Raw genomic sequence first — 21,161 nt, 5'->3', positions numbered from 1 at the left:
CGGAGCCGGTCAGAGCAGGGTGGGAAACTCACCGGCGTTGACAGCCCAAACGAAGTCAGCGAACGCATCCGCCGAAAACACCAACGCCGCCCCCTCCGGGTCCTTGCTGTCCCGAACGGGCACGACACCCGGGAAGCCGGGCGCCACCTCGACACAGTTGGCACCCCCATTCCCACTGAACGACGACTTGACCCACTTCGCACGGGAGAGGTCCGGGGTGGTACTCATACTGGCTCCTTGAACTCGGCGGGTGCGGGATAAGCGGTCTCAGACGGCGCCGAACTCCTCCGTCACGACAGCCTTGACGAACGCCTGCCATGCAGCGGCGGAGAAGGCAAGGGTCCCGCCGTCACGGTCCTTGGTGTCCCGCACGAACTGCATGCCCGAGGCAGTGGACGCTCCGTGCTCCAGGCAGTTGTTCCCACTGCCGCTGAAGCTGCTGACGTGCCAGGACGCACTGGCCAGCTCGTCAGCCCCCAGCACCGGCGTGCGCTGCTCCATCATGTTGGCCGCCCCCTCTGGTGTGTGGCGGCAGCGTTCCACCGCTCGCTCCGGCGGGCAACAGGGCCAACACCAAGACGCGTTCGATCCGGCCAACCCGGTTCAGCCGAACCGGGCCATGGCACAAGCAGGCCCCCCTCCAGTGGAGGGGGGCCGCAGCTCGGTCGGGGCCGGTCAGAGCAGGGTGGGGAACTCACCGGCGTTGACAGCCTGGACGAAGTCAGCGAACGCGTCCGCCGAGAACACCAGGGCAGGCCCGGCCGGGTCCTTGCTGTCCCGGACGGGCACGGTGCCGGGGTACTGCTCGGCGATCTCGATGCAACCGCCGCCATTGCCGTTGCTGTAGCTGGACTTCCGCCACTGAGCGAGGGTCAGGGCGGGCGCGAGGATGGTACTCATGTTGACAGTGCCTCCATTGCCTCTCTAATGAGAGCTTCCGAGGAGCGGGGGGACAATGCGTGGGCTCGCACCTCATCGTATTGGAGCCGACGCTCTGCGACATCCTCCTGAGCTTCGAGGAGCGTCCCCGTGGCAATGCTCTCCTCGTACGCGGCTCCGGAACCGTCACCGAAGGTAAAGACGGCCAGCGAGCCACCGAGAAGGGGGTGCGCTCCATGGCTGAAGGGCAGCACCTGCACCAGGGCGTCAGGTCCAGCCGCCATCTGGGCCAGGACGGCCAGCTGCGCCCGCATGACCACCGGCCCGCCGATGGGGCGGCGCAGGACGGCTTCGTCCAGGATCATGGACAGATGCGCGGGCCGGGCGATCCGCAGCAGATCCTGCCGACTCATGCGAGCGGCCAGCAGCCCCAGGATGTCGTCCGAGGTGGCCCGGCGGTTCGCCTCACGGAAAAGCTCATGCGCGTACTCACGAGTCTGCACCAGGCCGGGCACCACGTGCCCGGCGTACTCCTCGATCCGGCGAGCCTTCGCCTCCAGCTCCATTCGGCGCTGGTACTTGTCCGGATGCTGCTCGGTCCGGGCCAGCCCGTACACCTTTGTGAACACATCCGTGTCAAATAGTTGATCGAGTTGTTCGACCAACTCCGGCGGCGGCATCGACTCCGCGTTCTCAATCCGGGAAATATGACTGTCGGTGAATCCGACCTTCTTTCCCAGCACCTCCTGAGACCAGCGGACCTGAAGGCGCCGGTCGCGCATCTCCTTGCCGAACAGATGTCTGGCGGACTTCTGTCCGTCCAGCTTATTAACCTTCGGCATATGCCAATCCCCTTCCCCCGTACCTGACTTCGGGAGATATGAGGCTACCAACTTCCGGGCGGTGTGCGTGACTATCTATACGCAGACAGTGACGTACTCCCAGTACAAAGTAGGTCCTCCATGCGTACTACGCCCATGCCTCCGCCCCCGGCGGCACCCACCGACGACCCCCTGTTGGCCGGCAAGGCCGCCGCGCTGAAATTGGCCGCAGCCCTTGGCGACAGGGGAATCGTCCTCCCCCACCTCCAGGGCGCGTTCCCCGTTCGCGGGCTGCCGCTGGTCGAACTCGGCACCTGCACCGCCGAGACCGCCCTCGCCCTGGCCGCCGCGATCCGGGGCGAAGCCTGATGGACACTCCCGCCGCCCCGCAGATCGGGGACCTGGCCCACGACTCCGCACTCGACCGCGTAGGCGTCGTCATGGCCTTCGAACGCGGCCGCTACTTCCTCCGCCCACCACAGGGCGGATGCGAATGGACGGCCAGGCCCAAGGACATCCGACCCGCCGGCCCCAGGGAACGCCTCCGAGCGGAAGCGGCCAGGGCCAACGCCGCCAGCCGGGAGCGGCACGAGACCTCCCACAGGAGGTAGCCCACCCGTGCACCGCCACAGACAGGAACACCCGGCCCCTGCGTCCAACTCCTGGGTGTGGGGACCGTGTTGGGGGTGGTGCGGGTCGCCGTGGGTCCGGGTGCTGTGGGTCGGTCCCGCGCAGACCGCCGGCCGCGTCACGGCGGACATGTACTGGTGCGGCCCCTGCATCAGCGTGCTGCACGACCGGATCGTGCACAACGCCCGGGGAACCCACCCCGCCCCGCAGCCCAAGGCCGCCGGTCCCCGCCACCGGCGCCCCCGCCGAGTACGCCGATACGTATAAGGAGACGCCCCGTGCACCGCACCCGCGCACAGCCCGTCGCCGGCCCGGCCGGGGCCCATGGCTTCGCCACCCCCAGGGAGGTCCGCACCGGGGCCGTGGTCTACGACCGGGAGTTCGACGGGCCCGGTGTCGTCCGGGCCGTCCACGGCGCCCACGTCGAACTCGGACGCCCCACCGGATACACCTGGTCCACCCACTACCGCCGGCTCCGCAAGGGCTCCGCCTGGGACCGCCAGCAGCTCAGAGCCCTCGCCCGACTCCACCGCCAACGCCAGGCCGACCCGACCTGGACCCCGACCCCCAGCCCCGGGAAGACACCATGAAACCCCCCACCGTCCCCTACATCGCCGCCTGGCAGCACGAGAGGATCAGGCTCGCCAGCGCCCCCGTCATCTCCACCGGCACCGGCCTCATCTACTTCGACGGCGCACCCGAACGACCCCAGGACCGCGACGACCACGGCGTCCTGTGGGCCCGCCAGGACACCAGACCCGGCACCGGACACCCCCGCTTCGGCGCCATCCACACCCCCCGCCAACGCCACGCCCAGACCCACCTCCTCTGCCAGGTCTGCGCCGGACCCCCGGACATCAGCGAAGCGGGCGTGCTCTGGCTCCTCCCCGGCACCCCGCCGAGCCAGTCCGGCGAAGAGGTCACCACCAACCCACCCATCTGCCGCCCCTGCGCCGACACCGCCGCCCACGCCTGCCCCCACCTGCGCACCAGCCACACCCTGATGCGCGTCAAACACTCAGCCGTCATCGGCGTCTTCGGACAGCGCTACTTCCGCAGTCGCCCCGGCACCGCCGTGCCCCAGCAGATGGACACCGTCCCGTACACCGACCGCAGCGCCCTCCCCTGGACCATCGCCACCCAACTCGTCCGCGAACTCATCGGCTGCACCCCCGAAACCATCCACGGCTAGCCCGCAACCCACAGCCCCCCTTCCGGAGGACCCGTGACACCTCAGCGCCCAATCAACGACGCCATGATCATCCTGATCCGCGAAGGGCAGGTGCTCCTCGCGGAGCGCTCGGGCACCGGCTATCGCGACGGCTGGCCTGACAGTGGCAGAGCACGGCCATGCAGGCATCGGCCAGCCGAGCAGAAAAGCACCTGAATTGAACGAAACCTGGCCCACCCGGCTGTTCGTCGTGGATGTCGAAGGCAACGGACACGCTCCGCCCGACCTGATCGAGATCGCCGCCGTCCCCGTCTCCGGCGGACAGCCGGGGGCAGCTCACCAGTGGCTCATCCGCCCGCCCCGTCCCATTCAGGAACGGGTGGCCCGCATCCACGGAATTCACGACGCCGACGTAGCCGAGGCCCCCACCTGGGGCCGGGTGGCCGGCCAGGTCCGCGAGCTGCTTGACGGGGCCTGGATCGTCGCCCACTCCGCCACAGTGGAATACAGCGCACTGACCCGGCACCTACCCGGCTGGCAACCCGCAGGGGTACTGGACACCCTCCGCCTGGCCCGCGCCACCCTCCCGGACGCCCCCGGCCACGGGCTCGACGCGCTGATCGACCACTGCGCGATCGACACCCGCGCCATCCCCGGCAGGCGTCACCGAGCCGCCTACGACGCCATCGCGACCGCGCTCCTGCTGCACCACCTCGCACGGCACTACCCGACCTGGACCGACATGGCAGCCATCGCCGTCCCGACCGGCCTACCCGGAGCACCCCAGCCGACCCCAACGGAGGACGATGGTTTCGGGCCGTTCGGAGTCGCGTAGCGCAGCGGGCGCGTTGCCGGAGGCGGGCATGCCGGAGGCCCAGCAGCTGGGCTGCCGGGCCTCCGGTCGAAGTAGCGGGGACAGGATTTGAACCTGCGACCTCTGGGTTATGAGCCCAGCGAGCTACCGAGCTGCTCCACCCCGCGTCGACATGCTGAACGCTACGCCATCGCGTTGATCGGCGCAAACGCGGTCCCGGCGCCGCTCCGGCGGGCCGTCAGGAGCTGCGGGGCGGCAGTGGGACGGGCATGGCCGGCAGGCCGTCGATGCTGACGGCGTTCTTCCGCTCGACGTAGTCGGCGTGGAACCCCTCTTCCCGCCGCCCGAAGTACTCGACCAGCAGATCACGCTCGCCCCGGTACTCCATGAAGGGCACCGAGTAGCCGCAGGAGTCGCTGACCCGCTCCGCGTGCACCACCACGATCGCGCGGGCGCCCGGGAGCCCGGTGACGTCCGGGAAGTATCCGATCAGGCCGTCCCAGCGCGGGTCGTCGCGGAACACCGTCTCGCCCCGGCCGTGCACCCGCACCACATTGGGCTTGGCGGTGAAGGAGCACCACATCAGGGTGATCCGGCCGTTCTCCCGCAGGTGCGCGATGGACTCCGCGCTGCTGCCGGTGAAGTCCAGGTACGCGACGGTGTGCTCGTCCAGTACGGCGAGCGACCCCTTGGTGCCCTTGGCCGAGATGTTGACGTGCCCGTCGCCGTCCAGCGGGGCGGTGCCCACGAAGAAGACGACCTGCTCCTCGATGAACTTCCGCAGCCGGTGACCGATCCCCTCATGCACTGTCGCCATGCCTTCATGCTGAACCCCCGCCCGCCCGTCGGGACAGGGGGCGCCCAGGATGCGGACGGGGGCCCGGACGGCGGTCGGGCCGTCCGGGCCCCCGTCGGGGCGTTCGGAGTACTCAGAGCAGCCGGGGTACTCAGAGCAGCCGGGTCAGCCGGGAGGCGATCGACGGCGGCGCCAGGTCGTGCTGGAGCACCACCGGCACCTCCACCCGGCCCTCGCCGCTGCCCGCCGTGACCGTACCGACCCGGGTGCCGGCCTTGGCGGTGTGCGGCAGCCCGGCGGCCGGGGTCATGGCGAAGTCCACCGTGAGCCCGGACCAGCCCGCCACCGTGACGTCCTTGGCCACCGTGACCGGGACCTGCCCGCCCAGCCCGTCGTCCACGTAGCCGACCACGTCGCCCTTCTTCAGCACGGTGTGGGCGGTGAGGTTCCGCTGCACGCTCGCGATCATGGCGCCGCTGACGTCTATCACCTTCTGCAGGATCTGCGGACCCTGCTGGCCCATCACCACCCCGATGATCAGCTGCGTGGTGCCGCCGACCTTCTTCTCGGCCGCCCACATCAGGCAGCCGCCCGCCGGGGTGCTGGAACCGGTCTTCACACCGATGACGCCATGGCCGGTGGTGAGCAGCTGGTTGGTGTTGAAGATCCGCTGCCCGTCGCTCAGCACCGCGTCGGGGGTGCCGACGACCTGCCGGAAGACGTCGTTCTGCAGCACCTTCTCGGCCAGCTTCAGCTGGTCGTTGGCGGTGGTCTTGGTCGTCGCCTCCAGGCCGCTGGGGTCGGTGTACGTCGACTTGGTCATGCCGAGCTGCTTGGCGGTGGCGTTCATCTTCCGGACGAACGCCTGCTGCGAGCCCGCGTCCCAGCGGCCGAGCAGCCGGGCGATGTTGTTGGCCGAGGGCAGCATCAGCATCTGGAGCGCCTCGTACTCGGTGATCTTCTGGCCCGCCTTGACCTTGACCACCGACTCGCCCTCGGCGGTGCCGGTGTCGTAGTCGGAGGCGGCCTGCTTGTCGACGGTGATCTTCGGGCCGGTCTCACCCAGCTTCAGCGGGTGGTCGCGCAGCACGATGTAGGCCGTCATCACCTTGGTGACGCTGGCCATCGGCGCGGGGGTGTCCGGCCCGAAGTGGCCCAGGCCGCCCAGGCCGTAGACCTCGGCGACGGCCTGGCCCTCGGTCGGCCAGGGCAGGTCGGGCTTGCCGCCGGGGAAGGCGTACGAGGTGGCGGCGGTGGACTTCACCTCCGGGTCCGGCAGCGGGCGCAGCAGCTGGGCGGCGCACAGCACGGCGAGGACGACGGCGAGGAAGACCGTCCAGATGGTGATCCGCTTCACCGCGCGGCGCAGCGGCGTCATCGGGCGGGCGCTGAGGGCCGCCAGCACCTGCATGGCCTCGGAGGTGGTCTCCGGCGTGGGCTCGGGCGTGGGCTCGGGCAGGGGCTGGGACCACGGCTGGGGCTGGGGCTGCGGGGGCTGCGCCGCCGGGCTCGGCGGTACGTACGCCGGGCGGGCGGGGGCAGCGGCGGCGGCCAGGGCGGGCGCGGGTTCGGCCGGCTTCACCGGGGCGGCAGGCTCGGCCGCAGCCGCAGCCGCAGGCTCGGGCTCGGGCTGGGCCTCGGCCTTGGCCGCCTCCGTCGCACGCCCGGCCCCGGCCTTGGGCTCGGGCTTGGGCTTGGGCTCGGACTTGGCCTTGACCCGCTCCGCCGGCGCCTCGGGCACCGCCACGACCACCACGGCCTCGGCAGCGTCCTCGTCGTCCGCTGCTGCCTCGGCCGCCTCCGGGGCGCTCCCCGGCCCCGCCACGCCGTCATCCACGGCCTTCGGTGCCCCCGACGACGTACGGTCGGCCCGTACGGCGAGCCGGGGGTCGGCCGGGGCGTCCCCGGCCTGCTCCGCCGCCGCGCCGGCGCCGTCCGTACCGTCCCCAGACCGGGACTCAGACCGGGACCCGGACCCGGACCCCGGCCGGGACCCGGACTCCGGCCGGGACCCGGACTCCGGCCGGGACTCGGGCGCGGACTCGGGCTCCGGCGCGTCGCCGTCCCCGTCCCCGTCCGCCTTCGCCGCCTTGTCCGGCAACCGCAGCATCCGGGTGGGGCTGTCGACGGGCAGGCGCAGCATCCGGGTGGCGCTGTCGCCGCCGTCCCGGACCCGCAGCTGGACGGTGGAGTCGCCCTTGGCGACCGCCGTTCCGTCCGCCGCACCGCTCCGCTGCTCCTCCGCGCTCTCCAGCGGACCGCTGCCGTCGTCGTCCGGCAGCGACTCCACCGAAGACACACCGTCCGGATCGGCGCGTCGGCGCTCCTCATCGCGCTCGACCGTGCCGGGGGACTCGCCCACGTGACCCAACCTCCTCAACACTCCTGGCGGAACGCCCAGTGCACCGGCGTTCCGCCCCTCAGCGGACAGTCTCCGCCACGAACATGATGTCGCCAGTCCAAGACCCGTCCGACCGGCGTTTCTCCCGGGTCCGACCACCCGTTCACGTGAGTGACGAGCCCGATCGGGGCCCCGGTTCCCAGGTCACGATTCAGAGGCGCCCTCGACAGCAGGGTGTGAGAGGCGTCACGCTGTCATTCATCCACGCGGGGAGGCTTGGATGGGCAGGAGCCGTAGAACTATTCCCGAGGAGCTGTTGCTGCTCGCACTGGACCCGGCCACGGGTACCACCGCGCAGCCGCAGACCCTCGACCTCGGACTCGCCGGGGCACAGCTCGTCGAGCTGGCCCTGGCCGGACGGATCGTCCCGGACGGAGACCGGATCGCCGTGGTGCTGCCACGGCCGACCGGCGATCCGACACTGGACCATGCCCTGGAACTGCTGCGCAGGCGCGGCAGTCCGGTGCGTGCCGTGCACTGGATCGGCGGGCCCCGGCTGGGGCTGCGCCAGACGTACCTGGCGCACCTGGAGCGGTGCGGCATGGTGACGGCGGTGCCGGGCCAGGTGTGCGGGGTGCTTCCGACGACGCGTTACCAGGCGTCCGACGAGTGCACCAACAACGCGATCAAGCAGCGCCTGGACACGGCCATCAAGACGGGCGTGCCACCGGACCCACGGACGGCGGCACTGGCCGCCCTGGCGCACTCGGTCGGGCTGGGCAAACACCTCTATCCGGGCAACGAGGGCCGTTCGTCCAGGTCGCGACTGCGCGACCTGATCCGTTACGACCCGCTGAACGGGATGGTCGCGCATGCGGTGATGGATGTGCAGAACGGCCTGCCGGCGCAGGCACAGCGGGGCGCCGGCTCCAGGACGGGATCGCGCGCGGCCGGTGGACGCGCACCCGCCGGACAGGGCGCGGCACCCGCCGGACACGACATGGCCCAGGCGGGTGCGCTCTAGCCCGATGGAGTTGCCAGGGCCGCGCAGGGCGGTCGACGGCGGAAGGCGCGCCGATCGACCGCCCTTCGGCATGCCGCCGGACCCGGCGGCGCCCGACCCGATCCGATGAGCTGGGTCAATTCCCCGGCGGCGGCATGATCCCAGATGGCATGCTCGTGCCGTTGAGGGGTTGCAACGACCGTGAGGACCGGCCGGAGGTCGACGTGTCCGCCAGCATCAATCCGACAGTGCGCCGCCGCAGGCTCGGCGCGGAGCTTCGCCGTCTGCGTGAGCAGAAGGCGATGACCGCCGAGGAGGTGGCCGGTCGGCTGATGGTCTCGCAGTCCAAGATCAGCCGGCTGGAGAACGGGCGGCGCAGCATCAGCCAGCGCGATGTCCGCGACCTGTGCGACGTCTACGGCGTGCAGGACGAGCTGCTGCGCGAGAGCCTGATGGCGATGGCCAAGGAGTCGCGGCAGCGCGGCTGGTGGCATGCCTTCGGCGACATCCCGTACAGCGTCTACATCGGGCTGGAGGCGGAGGCGTCGGCCGTCCGCAACTACGAGTCGTCGTTCGTGCCCGGCCTGCTCCAGACCCCGGAGTATGCGCAGGCCGTGGTGATGGGCATTCAGCCCGACACCGACCTGGAGGCGGTGCAGCGCAGGGTCGAGGTGCGGATGCAGCGGCAGCAGCGGCTGCGGGGCGCCGACCCGCTGGAGAACTTCTGGGCGGTGGTGGACGAGGCCGCGCTGCGCCGGGTGGTCGGCAGCCGCGAGGTGATGGCTGCTCAACTGGCGCACCTGGCCGACGTCTGCGAGGAGCCGCACGTCAACCTTCAGGTGATCCCGTTCGAGAAGGGCGCCCACCCCGGTATGACCGGCGCATTCTCCATCCTGGAGTTCCCCGAGTCCGCGGATACCGCCGTTGTGTACCTCGAAGGAGTGACAAGCGACCTTTACCTGGAGAAGGAAGCCGACGTCCATCGCTATACCGGTCTGTACGACCACTTGATGGCCGCGGCGCTCAGCGTCACGGATACCCGGTCGCTGATAGCCAGGTACGCGAGGGAGTACGCAGAAGATGTACGCGGGTAACGACAGCGCCGACAACGCCGACAGCACCGCCCCGGTGTGGCGCAAGAGCAGCTACAGCGGGGCCAACGGCCAGTGTGTGGAGGTGGCGGCCGTACCGTGCTCCGTCGCGGTGCGCGACTCCAAGGACCCCCAGGGGCCCTCGCTGCGCTTCTCCACCGAGGCGTGGGCCGCGTTCGTCGCGGCGGCCGGCCGGGCGGTCTTCGACGCCGCCTGACCCGGCCGCCCACCCGTGCCCGCTCCGCCCACGGCCCCACCGCCACACGGAGCGGGCACGGCCGCATCCTGCGCCCTGCTCCGGACCACCGACAGCGAGCGCGAGCCGCCACATTCCGGTGGACGGATTCACCTCCGGCTCCTTCCCCTCAGGAGCCAGCCCTCGCGCCCGGTCGACCGCCGCACGCCAGCTCTCCTCGTAACGGCGGAACACAAGGCCGGTCTTGGTGTAACCGCCCGGCACATGCCTGTCCAGGTGCGGTACGAGCTGGCTGTAGGACGGCGTATGGCGGCGGTGGTCGGTGAAGTGCAGCAGCAGCCACAGCTCGAAGCAGGGGTTCGACAGCGCGACCTGGACGTCCTGGCGGGCGGCATCCGCCATCGTCTGCTCGATGTCCGTGAAGTCGTCCACGTCCAGCACGCACCACGCCTGGTCGTACTCTCCGCAGGCGTCCTCGAACAGCTTGGCCGCGTGGGCCACCACCTGCGAGGGCGCCTTGGGATGCTCGACGATCCGGACCGAGACCGCCGGATTCCTGGCGGAGGACTTCAGTCCCTGCACATAGTCGCGTTCGGTCACCTTGGCACCGCAGACGACCAGCAACCGCTGCCGGAGCTCACGCTGCCCCACCTTCCGCTCAAGCCGGGACTCGAAGGAAGGCTCGGTTTAGGCGTCCTGGCCATCCCGCCCCCCTCGTGTCGCCAGAGCCTGGGCGAAGCCGTCGTCGATGAACGGCACCCCGCCGTAACTGCCGCCCAGGTAGCGGCGTTCCCGGTTCTCCTCCTGGCGGGGCTTGAACTCCGAGAGGGCGAAGAGCTCGGTCTCGCCGTACTGGTTCTTCTCCACGAACCACACCTGGTCCCGCTTGAGGATGTCCTCGCCGCCCGTGCGGCCGAGCAGGCTCGCGTCATGCGTGGTGAAGATCAGCTGGGCGCCGTGCGGGTTGGTGCTCGGGTCCTGGAACAGGCCGATCAGCCGTGCGGTGAGCAGCGGATGCAGGCTGGAGTCGATCTCGTCCACGACGAACGTCCCGCCACTGCGGAGCACCGACAGGAAGCGAGGGGCCTGTTCCAGCAGCGCTCGGGTACCCGCCGACTGCTCGTGCAGGTCCAACTGCACCACGCCGGCGCGCCCGCGATGGCCCATCCACGGGCGTACCACCTCGCGCGGCCCCTCCTCCGGCTCGGTGAACCGGCGTGGCAGGGGGCGCCCGCCGTATCTCCGCCGCAACTCGTCCTCGTCCAGGAGCACTCGCTCGGTGCCGCACTCCTCGATCCCCAGGTCGGCCGCCCGCAGCAGTCGCATGAGATCGGGGTAGCGCTCCGGGGCCTCCATCATGCGCAGCGCCTCGCTCACGGAGCCCGTCCCGCGCAGTCGGCGGAACTGGAGCCCTCTGGCGAACCAGTCGTAGACGGGCCGGAAGTCCGCCTGCTTGGAACGCGCGGCCATGGACATGAACAGGACGTTGGGCTCGGTGATGCTCTCCAGCAGCTTCAGCTCACGTCTCGGCTGGGAGTCGCCGGGGTCCACGTCCTCGGCGGTCCGCTGGAAGACCTTGCGCTTCTTCCCCCGGGGGTAGCTGTGCAGCCACTCGTCGACCACCCGCTCGTCGTCGATGCTGAAGCCGTACGTGTGGCGGACTCCCTCCAGCAGCAGATCCACCACGTACCACGACGGCTCGCCGCCTGCCGTGTCGTCGAGGCGGAACGGCTGGCGCTGGATGCCCCCGTCGGGTTCCGCGTCGCGGTGGGAGTTCACGACCATCCGGGCCATGTACGCCAGCGCGTCGATGAGGTTGGACTTCCCCGCCGCGTTGGCACCGAAGATCCCGGCAACGGGAACGGCTTCCCAGGCGGTGTCGGCCGGTCGGTCGGCGTCGAAGACCGGGTGGAGCTGTAGCTCCTGTTCCTCCCGGATCGAGCGGTGGTTCGCCACTCTGAAGTTGAGCAACGTGCCCGTCCCCTCCATTCGAGCGATAAAGCGGCCTTGTGCGCAAGTGAATCGCGCAGAAGTGCCACTGGCAACCGAACTGCGGGGAACATCACGCGACGGAGGGACCACCGCCGCGCGGAGCGGGCACGGTCGGGTCAGGGCACGGCCGGGTCAGGGCACGGCCGGGTCAGGGCACGGCCGGGTAGCGGGTGGTCCAGGGGGTGGGGGTGGGGGCGGTGGGGCCGTGGAGTTCCGGGCCGTGGGTCATCTCCAGGGCGAAGTCGTCGGCCAGGGTGAGGATGGTGCCCCGGCCCTCCAGCTCGCCCAGCCACTCGGGGGGCAGCGCCGTCTCGCCGTGCAGCACGCCCAGCAGGTTGCCGCAGACCGCGCCGGTGGAGTCGCTGTCGCCGGAGTGGTTCACCGCCAGCAGCAGCCCGGTGCGTACGTCCTGGGCCACCAGGGCGCAGTAGAGCGCGATGGCCAGCGCCTCGTCCGCGACCCAGCCCTCACCCAGCGACTCCACCCGCTCCGCCGACGGCTCTCCGGCCCGTACGGCGTCCAGCGCGCCCCGCAGCGCGGCGGTGGTCTCCTCGCTGCCCGGCCGTTCGGAGAGCAGCGCCAGGGCCACGTGGACGCCCTCCTCCAGGGCGCCGCCGCGTGCCGCCGTGTGGACGATGACGGCCAGCGCCCCGGCCGCCAGATAGCCGGTGGGGTGGCCGTGGGTGAGTACCGCGCACTCCACGGCGAGTTGGAAGACCAGCGCCGGGTCCCAGCCGACCAGCAGGCCGAACGGCGCCGAACGCATCACCGTGCCGCACCCCTTGGAGTGCGGGTTCCTGGGCTGGTCCAGGGTGCCCATCCGGTCGTCCTCCAGCCCGGAGAGGCAGGACTGCCCGGGGGCCCGCTGCGCGTACAGCCACTCCTCGCGGGCCAGCCACCCCAAGTCGGGCCGCCGCTCGTCCGGCCCCCACTCGTGCTGGGTGGCGGCCCAGCGGCGGTAGGCGGCGTGCACGTCGGTCGGCGGGTGCCACACCCCGGTGTCCCGGCGGACATGGGCCCTGATCAGGCCCTCCACGGTGAACAGGCTCAGCTGGGTGTCGTCGGTGACGGCGCCGAGGCGCCCATACGCGGGGACGTAGCCGGTGACGCCCGCCGGGCCGTGGGCCGCCCGGATCTTCGTCAGCGACTCGAACTCCACCCCCGCGCCCAGGGCGTCGCCGACCGCGCCGCCGAGCAGGCAGCCGCGCACCCGGCTGCGGTAGTCCTGCTCCTGCGCACGCGACCAGAGTGCCTGCACGACGGGTGCCTCCTCTGTCCCGGCGGGCCCCCTGCCCGGCCATGGCTTCGCCGGAACTGTATGCGAAGACCCCGGCGCGCGGCCCCGCAGGACCGGCGAAGCGGCCCGGCCCCTCAGCTCTCCAGCACCGGCAGCAGCTCCGGCAGGTGCCCGTCGGAGGCCAGCCCGGCCGCTCGGCGCTCGGCGGGCACCTCGCCGTAGGTGGTGGTCCGCTGCCGGGCCGGGCGGCCCGCCGCCGCCGCGATGGCCTCCAGATCGCGGATCGACTTGTAGCTGCCGTACGCGGAGCCCGCCATCCGGGAGATGGTCTCCTCCATCAGGGTGCCGCCCAGGTCGTTGGCGCCGGAGCGGAGCATCTCGGCGGCGCCCTCGCTGCCGAGCTTCACCCAGCTGGTCTGGATGTTGGTGATGTGCGGGTGCAGCAGCAGCCGGGCCATCGCGATCACCGCCCGGTTGTCGCGCGGGGTGGGGCCGGGGCGGGCGATGCCGGCCAGGTAGACCGGCGCGTTGGTGTGCACGAACGGCAGCGTGACGAACTCGGTGAAGCCGCCGGTCCGCTGCTGGATCTCCGCCAGCAGCCGCAGATGGCCCAGCCAGTGGCGGGGGGTGTCCACATGGCCGTACATCATGGTGGAGGAGGAGCGGATGCCCAGCTCATGGGCGGTGGAGACCACCTCGACCCAGGTGGCGGCGGGCAGCTTGCCCTTGGTGAGGATCCACCGCACGTCGTCGTCCAGGATCTCGGCGGCGGTGCCGGGGATGGTGTCCAGGCCCGCCTCCTTGGCGGCGGTCAGCCAGTCGCGGATCGACAGGCCGGTGCGGGTGGCGCCGTTGACCACCTCCATGGGGGAGAAGGCGTGCACATGGATGCCGGGCACCCGCTGCTTCACCGCGCGGGCGATGTCGAAGTAGGCGGTGCCGGGCAGATCCGGGTGGATGCCGCCCTGCATGCAGACCTCGGTGGCGCCGACCTCCCACGCCTGCGCGGCACGCTCCGCGACCTGGTCCAGCGACAGGGTGTAGGCGTCGGCGTCGGTGCGGCGCTGGGCGAAGGCGCAGAACCGGCAGCCGGTGTAGCAGACATTGGTGAAGTTGATGTTCCGGGTGACGCAGTACGTCACGGTGTCACCGACCGTGTCGCGGCGCAGCTCGTCCGCGATCCGGCACAGCGCGTCCAGCGCCGGGCCGTCGGCGTGCAGCAGGGCCAGCGCCTGGTCGTCGGTGAGCCGGGTGGGGTCGTCGGCGGCCACCGACAGTGCCTGGCGGCAGTCGGGGTCCAGCCGCTCCGCGACGGCGGCGTCGAACCGGTCCACGGCGTGCGGGGCGGCCTGCTCGCGCAGCGCCTCCCAGTCGCCGTAGACGTCCTCGAAGTCGGCGCGGCGGTCGGTGGTACGGCCGGTGGTGTCGATGGTGCGGTGCAGATCAGTGCGGCCGGTGGCGGCGTACGCGTCGTCGGGCTCCTGCCAGGGCAGGCCGACCGGCAGTACGCCCTCGCGGGCCAGGCCGGTCTCCGGGTCGGCCAGCGCGGTGACATGCGGGACGATCCGGGGGTCGAGCCAGGGCTCGCCGCGCCGGATGTACTCCGGGTACACGGTGAGCCGCTCGCGCAGCTCGAAGCCGGCGGCGGCGGTGCGCTCGGCCAGTTCGTCGATGTGCGGCCAGGGGCGCTCGGGGTTGACGTGGTCCGGGGTGAGCGGGGAGACGCCGCCCCAGTCGTCGATGCCGGCGCCCACGATCAGCGCGTACTCGCTGTCCACCAGGTTCGGCGGGGCCTGGAGCCGGGCGGCCGGGCCGAGCACCAGCCGGGCCACCGCGACGGCGGCGGCCAGCTCCTCCAGCTCGGCGTCGGGCATGGCGCGCATGGCGGTGTCCGGCTTGGCGCGGAAGTTCTGCACGATCACCTCCTGCACGCCCTGGTAGCGCCGGGCGGTGCGGCGGATCGCGAAGAGGGCGTCGGCGCGCTCCTCGTAGGTCTCACCGATGCCGATCAGCACGCCGGTGGTGAACGGGACGGCGCTGCGCCCGGCGTCCTCCAGCACCCGCAGCCGGACGGCGGGCTCCTTGTCGGGGGAGCCGTGGTGCGGGCCGCCGGGCTCCGACCAGAGGCGGGTGGCCGTGGTCTCCAGCATCATCCCCATGGAGGGGGCGACCGGCTTGAGCCGCTGGAGGTCGGTCCAGGAGAGCACCCCGGGGTTGAGGTGCGGCAGCAGACCGGTCTCCTCCAGCACCCGGATCGCCATGGCCCGGACGTACGCCAGGGTGTCGTCGTAGCCGTGCGCGTCCAGCCACTCGCGCGCCTCCGGCCAGCGGTCCTCCGGCCGGTCTCCCAGGGTGAACAGGGCCTCCTTGCAGCCCAGCGCGGCGCCCTGCCGGGCGATGTCCAGCACCTCGTCCGGCGACAGGTACATCCCGTGGCCCGCGCGGCGCAGCTTGCCGGGGACGGTGACGAAGGTGCAGTAGTGGCACTTGTCCCGGCAGAGCCGGGTGAGCGGGATGAAGACCTTCCGGGAGTAGGTGATCACTCCCGGCCGCCCGGCCGCCGCCAGCCCCGCGTCCCGCACCCGGGCGGCGGAGGCGCACAGGTCCCGCAGGTCGGCGCCGCGCGCCTGGAGCAGCACGGCGGCCTCGGTCATGTCGAGGGCGACCCCGTCCCTGGCCCGGCGCAGGGCGCGCCGCATGGCGTTGGACGTCGGGGCCGCCGGGTCGGCGGGAGCGGCGGCCTGCGGGGCGGAGCTGTTGGACTCGGTCATGAGGGGACGATACGTCAGCGGACGGACACCGCAGGGGCCGCCCCGAGCCGTCCCCGGGGGTCCGCCGACCCGGAGGCGTAGCCGGCTCCACCCCTGGGTCGATGCGGCGGCGGGGTCCACCGACCCGTGGGTGTACCCGGTTCTGCACCCGTGGGCCGATGCGCCGGCGGCGACCACCGCCTGTAATGGATGACGACGGGAGGCGGCCCACCGGTGCATGCTGGATACCGGGAGGCACGCCGCAGACGTACCGACGGAGGGGCTGACCGCGATGGCAGCGAAGCGTACGAACCCGATGACCGACGACGAGCCGGGCGCGCCGGGCGGGCCGGGGCGCCGCCGGGCGGTGCGGGTGCTGGTGCCGGTGGCGGTGGCCGGGGTGGCGGCGGCGTCCATCGGCCTGGTGCCGGCGCTGGCCTCCGGGTCCGACGCGCCGGCGCTGCCCAAGGTGAGCGCCGAGCAGCTGGTGGCCAGGGTGCTGGGGTCCGATGCGCGGTCGCTGAGCGGCACGGTGCAGGTCGGCGCCGACCTGGGTGTGCCGCAGGGGTTGCTGGACGGCGGGGCGTCCGGCGCGCTGCCGGGCGGCGGCGGGGGCGGGCAGCACGGCGGCGGGCAGGGGCGTGCTTCGGGCCCCGAGGCGCGGCTGACCGGGCTGCTGGCGGGCAGCCACACGCTGCGGGTGGCGGTGGACGGGCCGGGCCGGCAGCGGGTGGGGCTGCTCGACAAGCTGTCCGAGTACGAGATCGTGCACAACGGCGACCAGCTCTGGGGCTGGGACAGCAGCTCCAACGAGGCGGTGCACCTGACCCTCCCGGCCGGGCACGGCCGGGAGGGCGACGCGGTGCCCGGCGGCCTGGCGGCGGCCACGCCGCAGCAGGCCGCCCGGCAGGTGCTGGCGCTGGCCGGGTCGGACACCGCGCTGTCGGTGGACGGCACCGCCCGGGTGGCGGGGCGCAGCGCGTACGAGCTGAGCGTGCGGCCCCGGCAGGCGGGCTCCACCCTCCGCGAGGTGCGGATCGCGGTGGACGCGGGCAACGGGGTGCCGCTGCGGGTGCTGCTGGAGCCGGCGGGCGGCGGCAAGCCGGTCTTCGACGTGCACTTCAGCTCGGTGTCGTTCGGGCGGCCGGCGGCGGGGACGTTCGACTTCACCGCCCCCAAGGGCGCCAAGGTCACCGAGCAGCGGGCGACCGGCGGCAAGCCGGCCGCGGGCGCGCTGCCCGGCCTGGGCGCCGACGCGCTGAACGTCACCGGCCGGGGCTGGACCAGTGTGGCGTCCTTCAGACTCCCGGTCGGTGCCAAGGGCGGCGACCGCGATGCCCTGGCCCTGGTCAAGGGCTTCGGCAAGCAGGTCCCCGGCGGGTCGCTGCTGAGCAGCCGGGTGGTCAACGCGCTGGTCACCGGCGACGGCACGGTGTACGTGGGCGCGGTGACGCCGCAGATCCTGGAGCACGCGGCCGGGGCCCGGTAGTGACCGCATCCGAGAGGGGTCGGGCCGTCCGTCCGGCTCCCACCGCCGAGGTGATCCGCACCCGGGGCCTGACCAAGCGCTTCCGGGGCGGCCAGCTGGCCGTGGACGGGCTTGACCTCTCGGTGCCGCGCGGCAGCGTCTTCGGCTTCCTGGGGCCCAACGGCTCGGGCAAGACCACCACCATCCGGATGCTGATGGGCCTGATCACCCCGACCGCCGGGATGGCGACCGTACTGGACGCGCCGATGCCGCAGTCGGTGCGTACGGTGCTGCCCCGGGTCGGCGCGCTGATCGAGGGCCCGGCGCTGTACGGGTTCCTCAGCGGCCGGGACAACCTGGTCCGCTTCGACTCGGCCGACCCCACCGCGGACCCGCGCACCCGCGACCGGCGGGTGGCCGAGGCGCTGGAGCGGGTGGGGCTGGCCGCTGCGGCGGGCAAGAAGGCGCGGGCGTACTCGCTGGGGATGAAGCAGCGGCTCGGCCTGGCCGCCGCCCTGCTGGTCCCCCGCGAGCTGCTGGTGCTGGACGAGCCGACCAACGGGCTGGACCCGCAGGGCATGCGGGAGATCCGGGCCCTGGTGCGGGCGGTCGCCGCCGAGGGCACCACGGTCTTCCTCTCCTCCCATCTACTGGACGAGATCGAGCAGGTCTGCACCCACGCGGCGGTGATGTCCCGGGGCCGGCTGCTGGTGCAGGGCACCGTGGCGGAGCTGGCGGCGGGCACCCGGGGCCGGCTGGTGGTGCTGACCCCGGACGCGGCGGAGGCCGCCCGGGTGCTGGCCGCGCACGGGGTCACCGACCTGCGGACCACCGGCGACCGGGTGGACGGCGAGCCGCCCGCCGGGGGCGCCGAACCGGACGAGCCGCTGCCCAAGCTGTGCGCGGCACTGGTCGAGGCGGGGGTGCGGGTGCGTTCCTTCGGCACCGAGCGGGGCACGTTGGAGGACGCCTTCGTGGCGCTGACCGGGGAGGGTTTCGATGTCGCGGGCTGATGCCTCCGTGCCGGCGGCCGGGGCCGTCCGGTACGGGCCGCGGCCGCAGAGCGCGCTGGGCGTGCTGGCGCTGTTCCGCAGCGAACTGTCGATCACCTTCCGGCGGGCGCGGACCCTGGCGCTGCTGGGCATCCTGGCCGCGCTGCCGGTGCTGATCGGGGTGGTGGTCCGGGTGCAGACCGGGCATCTCGGCGGCGGGGACGGCGGCCCGGCGTTCATCGCCCAGGTCACCCAGAACGGCCTCTTCCTGGTCTTCACCGCGCTCGCCGCGACGCTGCCGATCTTCCTGCCGATGACGGTGGCGGTGGTGGCCGGCGACTCGGTGGCCGGTGAGGCGAGCGGCGGCACCCTGCGCTATCTGCTGGTGGCCCCGGCGGGCCGGACCCGGCTGCTGTTCGCGAAGTTCTGCGCGGCGCTGGTGTTCTGCGCGGCGGCGACGCTGACGGTGGCGCTGGCGGCGCTGGCCACCGGCGCGGCGCTGTTCCCGCTGGGCCGGGTGACGCTGCTCTCCGGCGACTCCGTCTCCTTCGGCGCGGCACTGCTGCGGGCGGCGCTGATCGCCGGCGTGGTCGCGCTGTCGCTGGCCGGGCTGGTCGCGGTGGGGCTGTTCGTGTCGACGCTGACCGGCAGCGGGATCGCCGCCATGGCCGCCACCGTCGGCCTGGTGATCACCGTGCAGATCCTGGACGGCATCCCGCAACTGCACGCCATCGCGCCCTGGCTGTTCCCGCACTACTGGCTGAGCTTCGCCGATCTGCTGCGCCAACCCATGTACCTGCACGATGTCCTGCGCAATCTCAGCCTTCAAGGCTTGTACGTGGCCGTATTCGGCACGGCCGCGTGGGCCCGCTTCGGGGCCCGGGACATCACGAGTTGAGAACGGGCCGCCCGGAAGTCCCCTCCGGACGGCCTCGCCCGCTGTTTGCACGGCCTCTCGGCCATTTGCGGATCGTGCACACACGGTGCCCGGCAGTGACTTCGGTGACGCACGGCTACGAAAACAATTCTCTCCGTGAAAGGAAGGTTGTTTTTGTCTCAAACACTGGGTCGCCGCTTGACTCCCCTCCCACTCCACCGGTGGGATGACCGCAACTCATCGAGCGTGTACTGCTGTCCGCGCCTGGTCGTGTGGATCCCCCCTCAGGTCCCCGCTGGACCGGGCGGCGGCGCGGTCGGCATCGCGGCGTACCCCCCTCAGCGCCGTGGCACGCATCCCTCCGGCACGAACGGGAGAGATCCACACATGTCCATAAGCCGCAGGGCGTTCCTGCTGGCCACCGGGGCCGTAGCAGGATCCGCAGTGCTGTCCGCCTGCGGCAGCAAGGGGGGCGACTCTGCGTCCCCCTCGGGGGAGGTCGAGGTCTTCTCCTGGTGGACCGAGGGGTCGGAGAGCGCCGGTCTTCAGGCGCTGCTCGCGGACCTCAAGATCAACCAACCTAACATCAGGTTCGTCAACCGCGCTGTCGCGGGCGGCGCCGGCGTGAATGCCAAGGCGGAGCTGGCCAAGCGGCTCTCCCAGGGCAATCCGCCCGACTCCTTCCAGGGCCACGCGGGTGCCGAACTCTCCGACTACATAGCCGCCGGTCAACTGGAGGACCTGAACGCGCTCTATGAAGAGCAGAAGTGGAAGGACCTCTTCCCCAAGCAGCTGCTGCCCCTGATCAGCTCGGAGGGCAAGTTCTACTCGGTGCCGGTCAACATCCACCGGGCCAACATGCTGTGGTCGAATCCGAGCGTGCTCAAGGCGGCGGGCGCCGACCCGGCGCCCAAGACCTTCGCGTCCTTCCTGGAGAACCTCCAGAAGGTCAAGGTGGCCGGCGGCACGATACCGCTGGTCCTCGCGGACGCCTTCACCGTGAAGCACCTGCTGGAGACGGTGATGCTCTCCACACTCGGCCCGGACGACTGGACCGCGCTCTGGCAGCCGGGCGCGGACTGGCGGGCGCCCAAGGTCAAGGAGGCCCTGGAGAACTACCACCAGGTGCTGACCTTCACCAATGTCTCCTCGCCCGCCAAGAGTTGGGACGCGGCCAGCACCCTGCTCGGCAACGGCAAGGCCGCCTACCAGATCATGGGCGACTGGGCCGAGGGCAGCCTGAAGCTGACCCAGGGTCTCCAGGCCCACACCGACTACGAATGGGCGGCCGTGCCGGGGACGGCGGGGAGCTTCCAGTTCCTGTCCGACTCCTTCACGCTGCCCAAGGGCGCCAAGCACCGCGACGCCGCACTGATCTGGCTCAAGGAGTGCGGCAGCAAGGGCGGCCAACTCGGCTTCAACGGCGCCAAGGGGTCCATCCCGACCCTCACCAATCTGACCGAGGACGACCGCTCGCTGTTCGGCGAGTACGCGCGGTGGTCGATGGACGAGTGGAAGCGCTGCCGGATCGTCGGCTCGCTCACCCACGGCGTGGTCGCCAACAACGCGTGGAACACGGCGATCGACGACGCCATCACCAGCTTCCTCAAGCGCCGGCAGGTCAGTTCCTTCCAGAGCGCGCTGGTTGCCGCCGCACAGAAGCACAACCGCTGACCTCACCCCCCCGCCGGGCCGCCCCGCCCACGGCCCGGCGGGCCTCAGGGGCGCGAGGAACTGCGCCACCCCAGGGGCGCGAGGAACTGCGCGAGGAACCCCCCACTTTTGTAGTGGGCCGAGCGGACGGTTCCCCGTGCCCCTGGGTGGTGCTTGGTTGATCAGCACTTTCCGGCCCGGGTGGTGCCTGGCTTGTCGCGCAGTTCCCCGCGCCCCCAGGTGCTGCCTGGCTGATCAACGCCTTGCGGCTCGGGCGGTACGTGGCTTGTCGCGCAGTTCCCCGCGCCCCCGGGTGGTGCCTGGTTGGTCAAAGTTTCAGGGCTCGGGCAGTACGTGGCTTGTCGCGCAGTTCCCCGCGCCCCCAGGTGCTGCCTGGCTGATCAACGCCTTGCGGCTCGGGCGGTACGTGGCTTGTCGCGCAGTTCCCCG

The 21,161-nt window shown here is 71.8% G+C and carries 20 protein-coding genes, 1 tRNA gene and 1 pseudogene; 11 read left to right on the top strand and 11 right to left on the bottom strand.

Translation table 11 applies throughout. The features are described 5' to 3' along the window. Positions 1 to 9: 9 nt before the first annotated feature. From ACIQGZ_RS04185 to ACIQGZ_RS04170, 4 genes are all read right to left on the bottom strand, one after another. On the bottom strand, positions 10 to 228 hold the full coding sequence (locus ACIQGZ_RS04185; RefSeq protein WP_402599223.1) for a DUF397 domain-containing protein: 219 nt from the start codon (positions 226 to 228) through the stop codon (positions 10 to 12). 39 nt (positions 229 to 267) lie between these two features. Then, positions 268 to 504 carry a DUF397 domain-containing protein gene (locus tag ACIQGZ_RS04180; protein WP_402599221.1) on the bottom strand — a complete coding sequence of 79 codons (237 nt, stop codon included), beginning with the start codon at positions 502 to 504 and terminating at the stop codon, positions 268 to 270. 171 nt (positions 505 to 675) lie between these two features. Then, positions 676 to 900, bottom strand: coding sequence for a DUF397 domain-containing protein (locus ACIQGZ_RS04175; RefSeq protein ID WP_402599220.1), 225 nt, complete (start codon positions 898 to 900; stop codon positions 676 to 678). Continuing rightward, on the bottom strand, positions 897 to 1,721 hold the full coding sequence (locus tag ACIQGZ_RS04170) for a Scr1 family TA system antitoxin-like transcriptional regulator (protein WP_402599218.1): 825 nt from the start codon (positions 1,719 to 1,721) through the stop codon (positions 897 to 899). The genes ACIQGZ_RS04175 and ACIQGZ_RS04170 overlap by 4 nt, the downstream gene beginning before the upstream one ends. 120 nt (positions 1,722 to 1,841) lie before the next feature. On the opposite strand from ACIQGZ_RS04170, the gene ACIQGZ_RS04165 reads away from it, so the two are divergent. The 4 genes from ACIQGZ_RS04165 to ACIQGZ_RS04150 all read left to right on the top strand — a co-directional run bounded on the left by ACIQGZ_RS04165 (position 1,842) and on the right by ACIQGZ_RS04150 (position 4,336). Continuing rightward, complete coding sequence (locus ACIQGZ_RS04165; RefSeq protein WP_402599217.1) at positions 1,842 to 2,069, top strand: hypothetical protein; 228 nt, start codon at positions 1,842 to 1,844, stop codon at positions 2,067 to 2,069. A gap of 539 nt (positions 2,070 to 2,608) precedes the next feature. Continuing rightward, positions 2,609 to 2,920 carry a hypothetical protein gene (locus tag ACIQGZ_RS04160; protein ID WP_402599216.1) on the top strand — a complete coding sequence of 104 codons (312 nt, stop codon included), beginning with the start codon at positions 2,609 to 2,611 and terminating at the stop codon, positions 2,918 to 2,920. Beyond that, on the top strand, positions 2,917 to 3,522 hold the full coding sequence (locus ACIQGZ_RS04155; protein WP_402599215.1) for a hypothetical protein: 606 nt from the start codon (positions 2,917 to 2,919) through the stop codon (positions 3,520 to 3,522). The genes ACIQGZ_RS04160 and ACIQGZ_RS04155 overlap by 4 nt, the downstream gene beginning before the upstream one ends. Positions 3,523 to 3,664: 142 nt before the next feature. Then, positions 3,665 to 4,336: an exonuclease domain-containing protein gene (locus tag ACIQGZ_RS04150; protein ID WP_402599214.1), complete on the top strand. Its 672-nt coding sequence runs from the start codon at positions 3,665 to 3,667 to the stop codon at positions 4,334 to 4,336. A 72-nt stretch (positions 4,337 to 4,408) separates the two neighbouring features. Here ACIQGZ_RS04150 and ACIQGZ_RS04145 read toward each other — a convergent pair. From ACIQGZ_RS04145 to ACIQGZ_RS04135, 3 genes are all read right to left on the bottom strand, one after another. Beyond that, a tRNA-Met gene (locus ACIQGZ_RS04145) sits at positions 4,409 to 4,482 on the bottom strand. 71 nt (positions 4,483 to 4,553) lie between these two features. Continuing rightward, complete coding sequence (locus ACIQGZ_RS04140; protein WP_402599213.1) at positions 4,554 to 5,132, bottom strand: pyridoxamine 5'-phosphate oxidase family protein; 579 nt, start codon at positions 5,130 to 5,132, stop codon at positions 4,554 to 4,556. Between the two features lie 130 nt (positions 5,133 to 5,262). Continuing rightward, positions 5,263 to 7,473, bottom strand: coding sequence for a D-alanyl-D-alanine carboxypeptidase (locus ACIQGZ_RS04135; protein ID WP_402599211.1), 2,211 nt, complete (start codon positions 7,471 to 7,473; stop codon positions 5,263 to 5,265). 259 nt (positions 7,474 to 7,732) lie between these two features. Here ACIQGZ_RS04135 and ACIQGZ_RS04130 point away from each other — a divergent pair, with 259 nt between their 5' ends. The 3 genes from ACIQGZ_RS04130 to ACIQGZ_RS04120 all read left to right on the top strand — a co-directional run bounded on the left by ACIQGZ_RS04130 (position 7,733) and on the right by ACIQGZ_RS04120 (position 9,763). Next, positions 7,733 to 8,476 carry a GPP34 family phosphoprotein gene (locus ACIQGZ_RS04130; RefSeq protein WP_402599210.1) on the top strand — a complete coding sequence of 248 codons (744 nt, stop codon included), beginning with the start codon at positions 7,733 to 7,735 and terminating at the stop codon, positions 8,474 to 8,476. Positions 8,477 to 8,679: 203 nt separating this feature from the next. After that, on the top strand, positions 8,680 to 9,549 hold the full coding sequence (locus tag ACIQGZ_RS04125) for a helix-turn-helix domain-containing protein (RefSeq protein ID WP_402599209.1): 870 nt from the start codon (positions 8,680 to 8,682) through the stop codon (positions 9,547 to 9,549). After that, a complete protein-coding gene (locus ACIQGZ_RS04120) occupies positions 9,536 to 9,763 on the top strand; it encodes a DUF397 domain-containing protein (protein WP_402599207.1) in 228 nt (75 codons plus the stop codon). Before ACIQGZ_RS04125 ends, ACIQGZ_RS04120 begins: the two co-directional genes overlap by 14 nt. A gap of 114 nt (positions 9,764 to 9,877) precedes the next feature. Here the strand turns inward: ACIQGZ_RS04120 and ACIQGZ_RS04115 are convergent. From ACIQGZ_RS04115 to ACIQGZ_RS04100, 4 genes and pseudogenes are all read right to left on the bottom strand, one after another. Next, positions 9,878 to 10,393: pseudogene (locus ACIQGZ_RS04115) on the bottom strand (RloB family protein); the annotation flags it as partial. A gap of 36 nt (positions 10,394 to 10,429) precedes the next feature. Next, positions 10,430 to 11,713: an ATP/GTP-binding protein gene (locus ACIQGZ_RS04110; RefSeq protein ID WP_402599206.1), complete on the bottom strand. Its 1,284-nt coding sequence runs from the start codon at positions 11,711 to 11,713 to the stop codon at positions 10,430 to 10,432. Between the two features lie 169 nt (positions 11,714 to 11,882). Further along, complete coding sequence (locus tag ACIQGZ_RS04105; protein ID WP_402599205.1) at positions 11,883 to 12,992, bottom strand: ADP-ribosylglycohydrolase family protein; 1,110 nt, start codon at positions 12,990 to 12,992, stop codon at positions 11,883 to 11,885. Positions 12,993 to 13,105: 113 nt separating this feature from the next. Further along, on the bottom strand, positions 13,106 to 15,742 hold the full coding sequence (locus ACIQGZ_RS04100; RefSeq protein WP_402599204.1) for a bifunctional FO biosynthesis protein CofGH: 2,637 nt from the start codon (positions 15,740 to 15,742) through the stop codon (positions 13,106 to 13,108). 271 nt (positions 15,743 to 16,013) lie between these two features. On the opposite strand from ACIQGZ_RS04100, the gene ACIQGZ_RS04095 reads away from it, so the two are divergent. The 4 genes from ACIQGZ_RS04095 to ACIQGZ_RS04080 all read left to right on the top strand — a co-directional run bounded on the left by ACIQGZ_RS04095 (position 16,014) and on the right by ACIQGZ_RS04080 (position 20,732). Then, on the top strand, positions 16,014 to 17,210 hold the full coding sequence (locus ACIQGZ_RS04095) for an outer membrane lipoprotein carrier protein LolA (RefSeq protein ID WP_402599203.1): 1,197 nt from the start codon (positions 16,014 to 16,016) through the stop codon (positions 17,208 to 17,210). Further along, positions 17,210 to 18,202: an ABC transporter ATP-binding protein gene (locus ACIQGZ_RS04090; protein ID WP_402599201.1), complete on the top strand. Its 993-nt coding sequence runs from the start codon at positions 17,210 to 17,212 to the stop codon at positions 18,200 to 18,202. Before ACIQGZ_RS04095 ends, ACIQGZ_RS04090 begins: the two co-directional genes overlap by 1 nt. Then, on the top strand, positions 18,189 to 19,079 hold the full coding sequence (locus tag ACIQGZ_RS04085) for an ABC transporter permease (RefSeq protein WP_402599199.1): 891 nt from the start codon (positions 18,189 to 18,191) through the stop codon (positions 19,077 to 19,079). Before ACIQGZ_RS04090 ends, ACIQGZ_RS04085 begins: the two co-directional genes overlap by 14 nt. A 366-nt stretch (positions 19,080 to 19,445) precedes the next feature. Then, entirely contained in the window at positions 19,446 to 20,732 is a 1,287-nt protein-coding gene (locus ACIQGZ_RS04080; RefSeq protein ID WP_402599198.1) for an ABC transporter substrate-binding protein, read from the top strand. Positions 20,733 to 21,161 lie beyond the last annotated feature (429 nt).

Origin of the sequence: Streptomyces sp. NPDC092296 (assembly GCF_044755465.1) — a bacterium.
In the GTDB taxonomy this organism is placed as follows: Bacteria; Actinomycetota; Actinomycetes; order Streptomycetales; family Streptomycetaceae; genus Peterkaempfera.
This window is presented reverse-complemented; position numbering and strand designations above follow the sequence as displayed.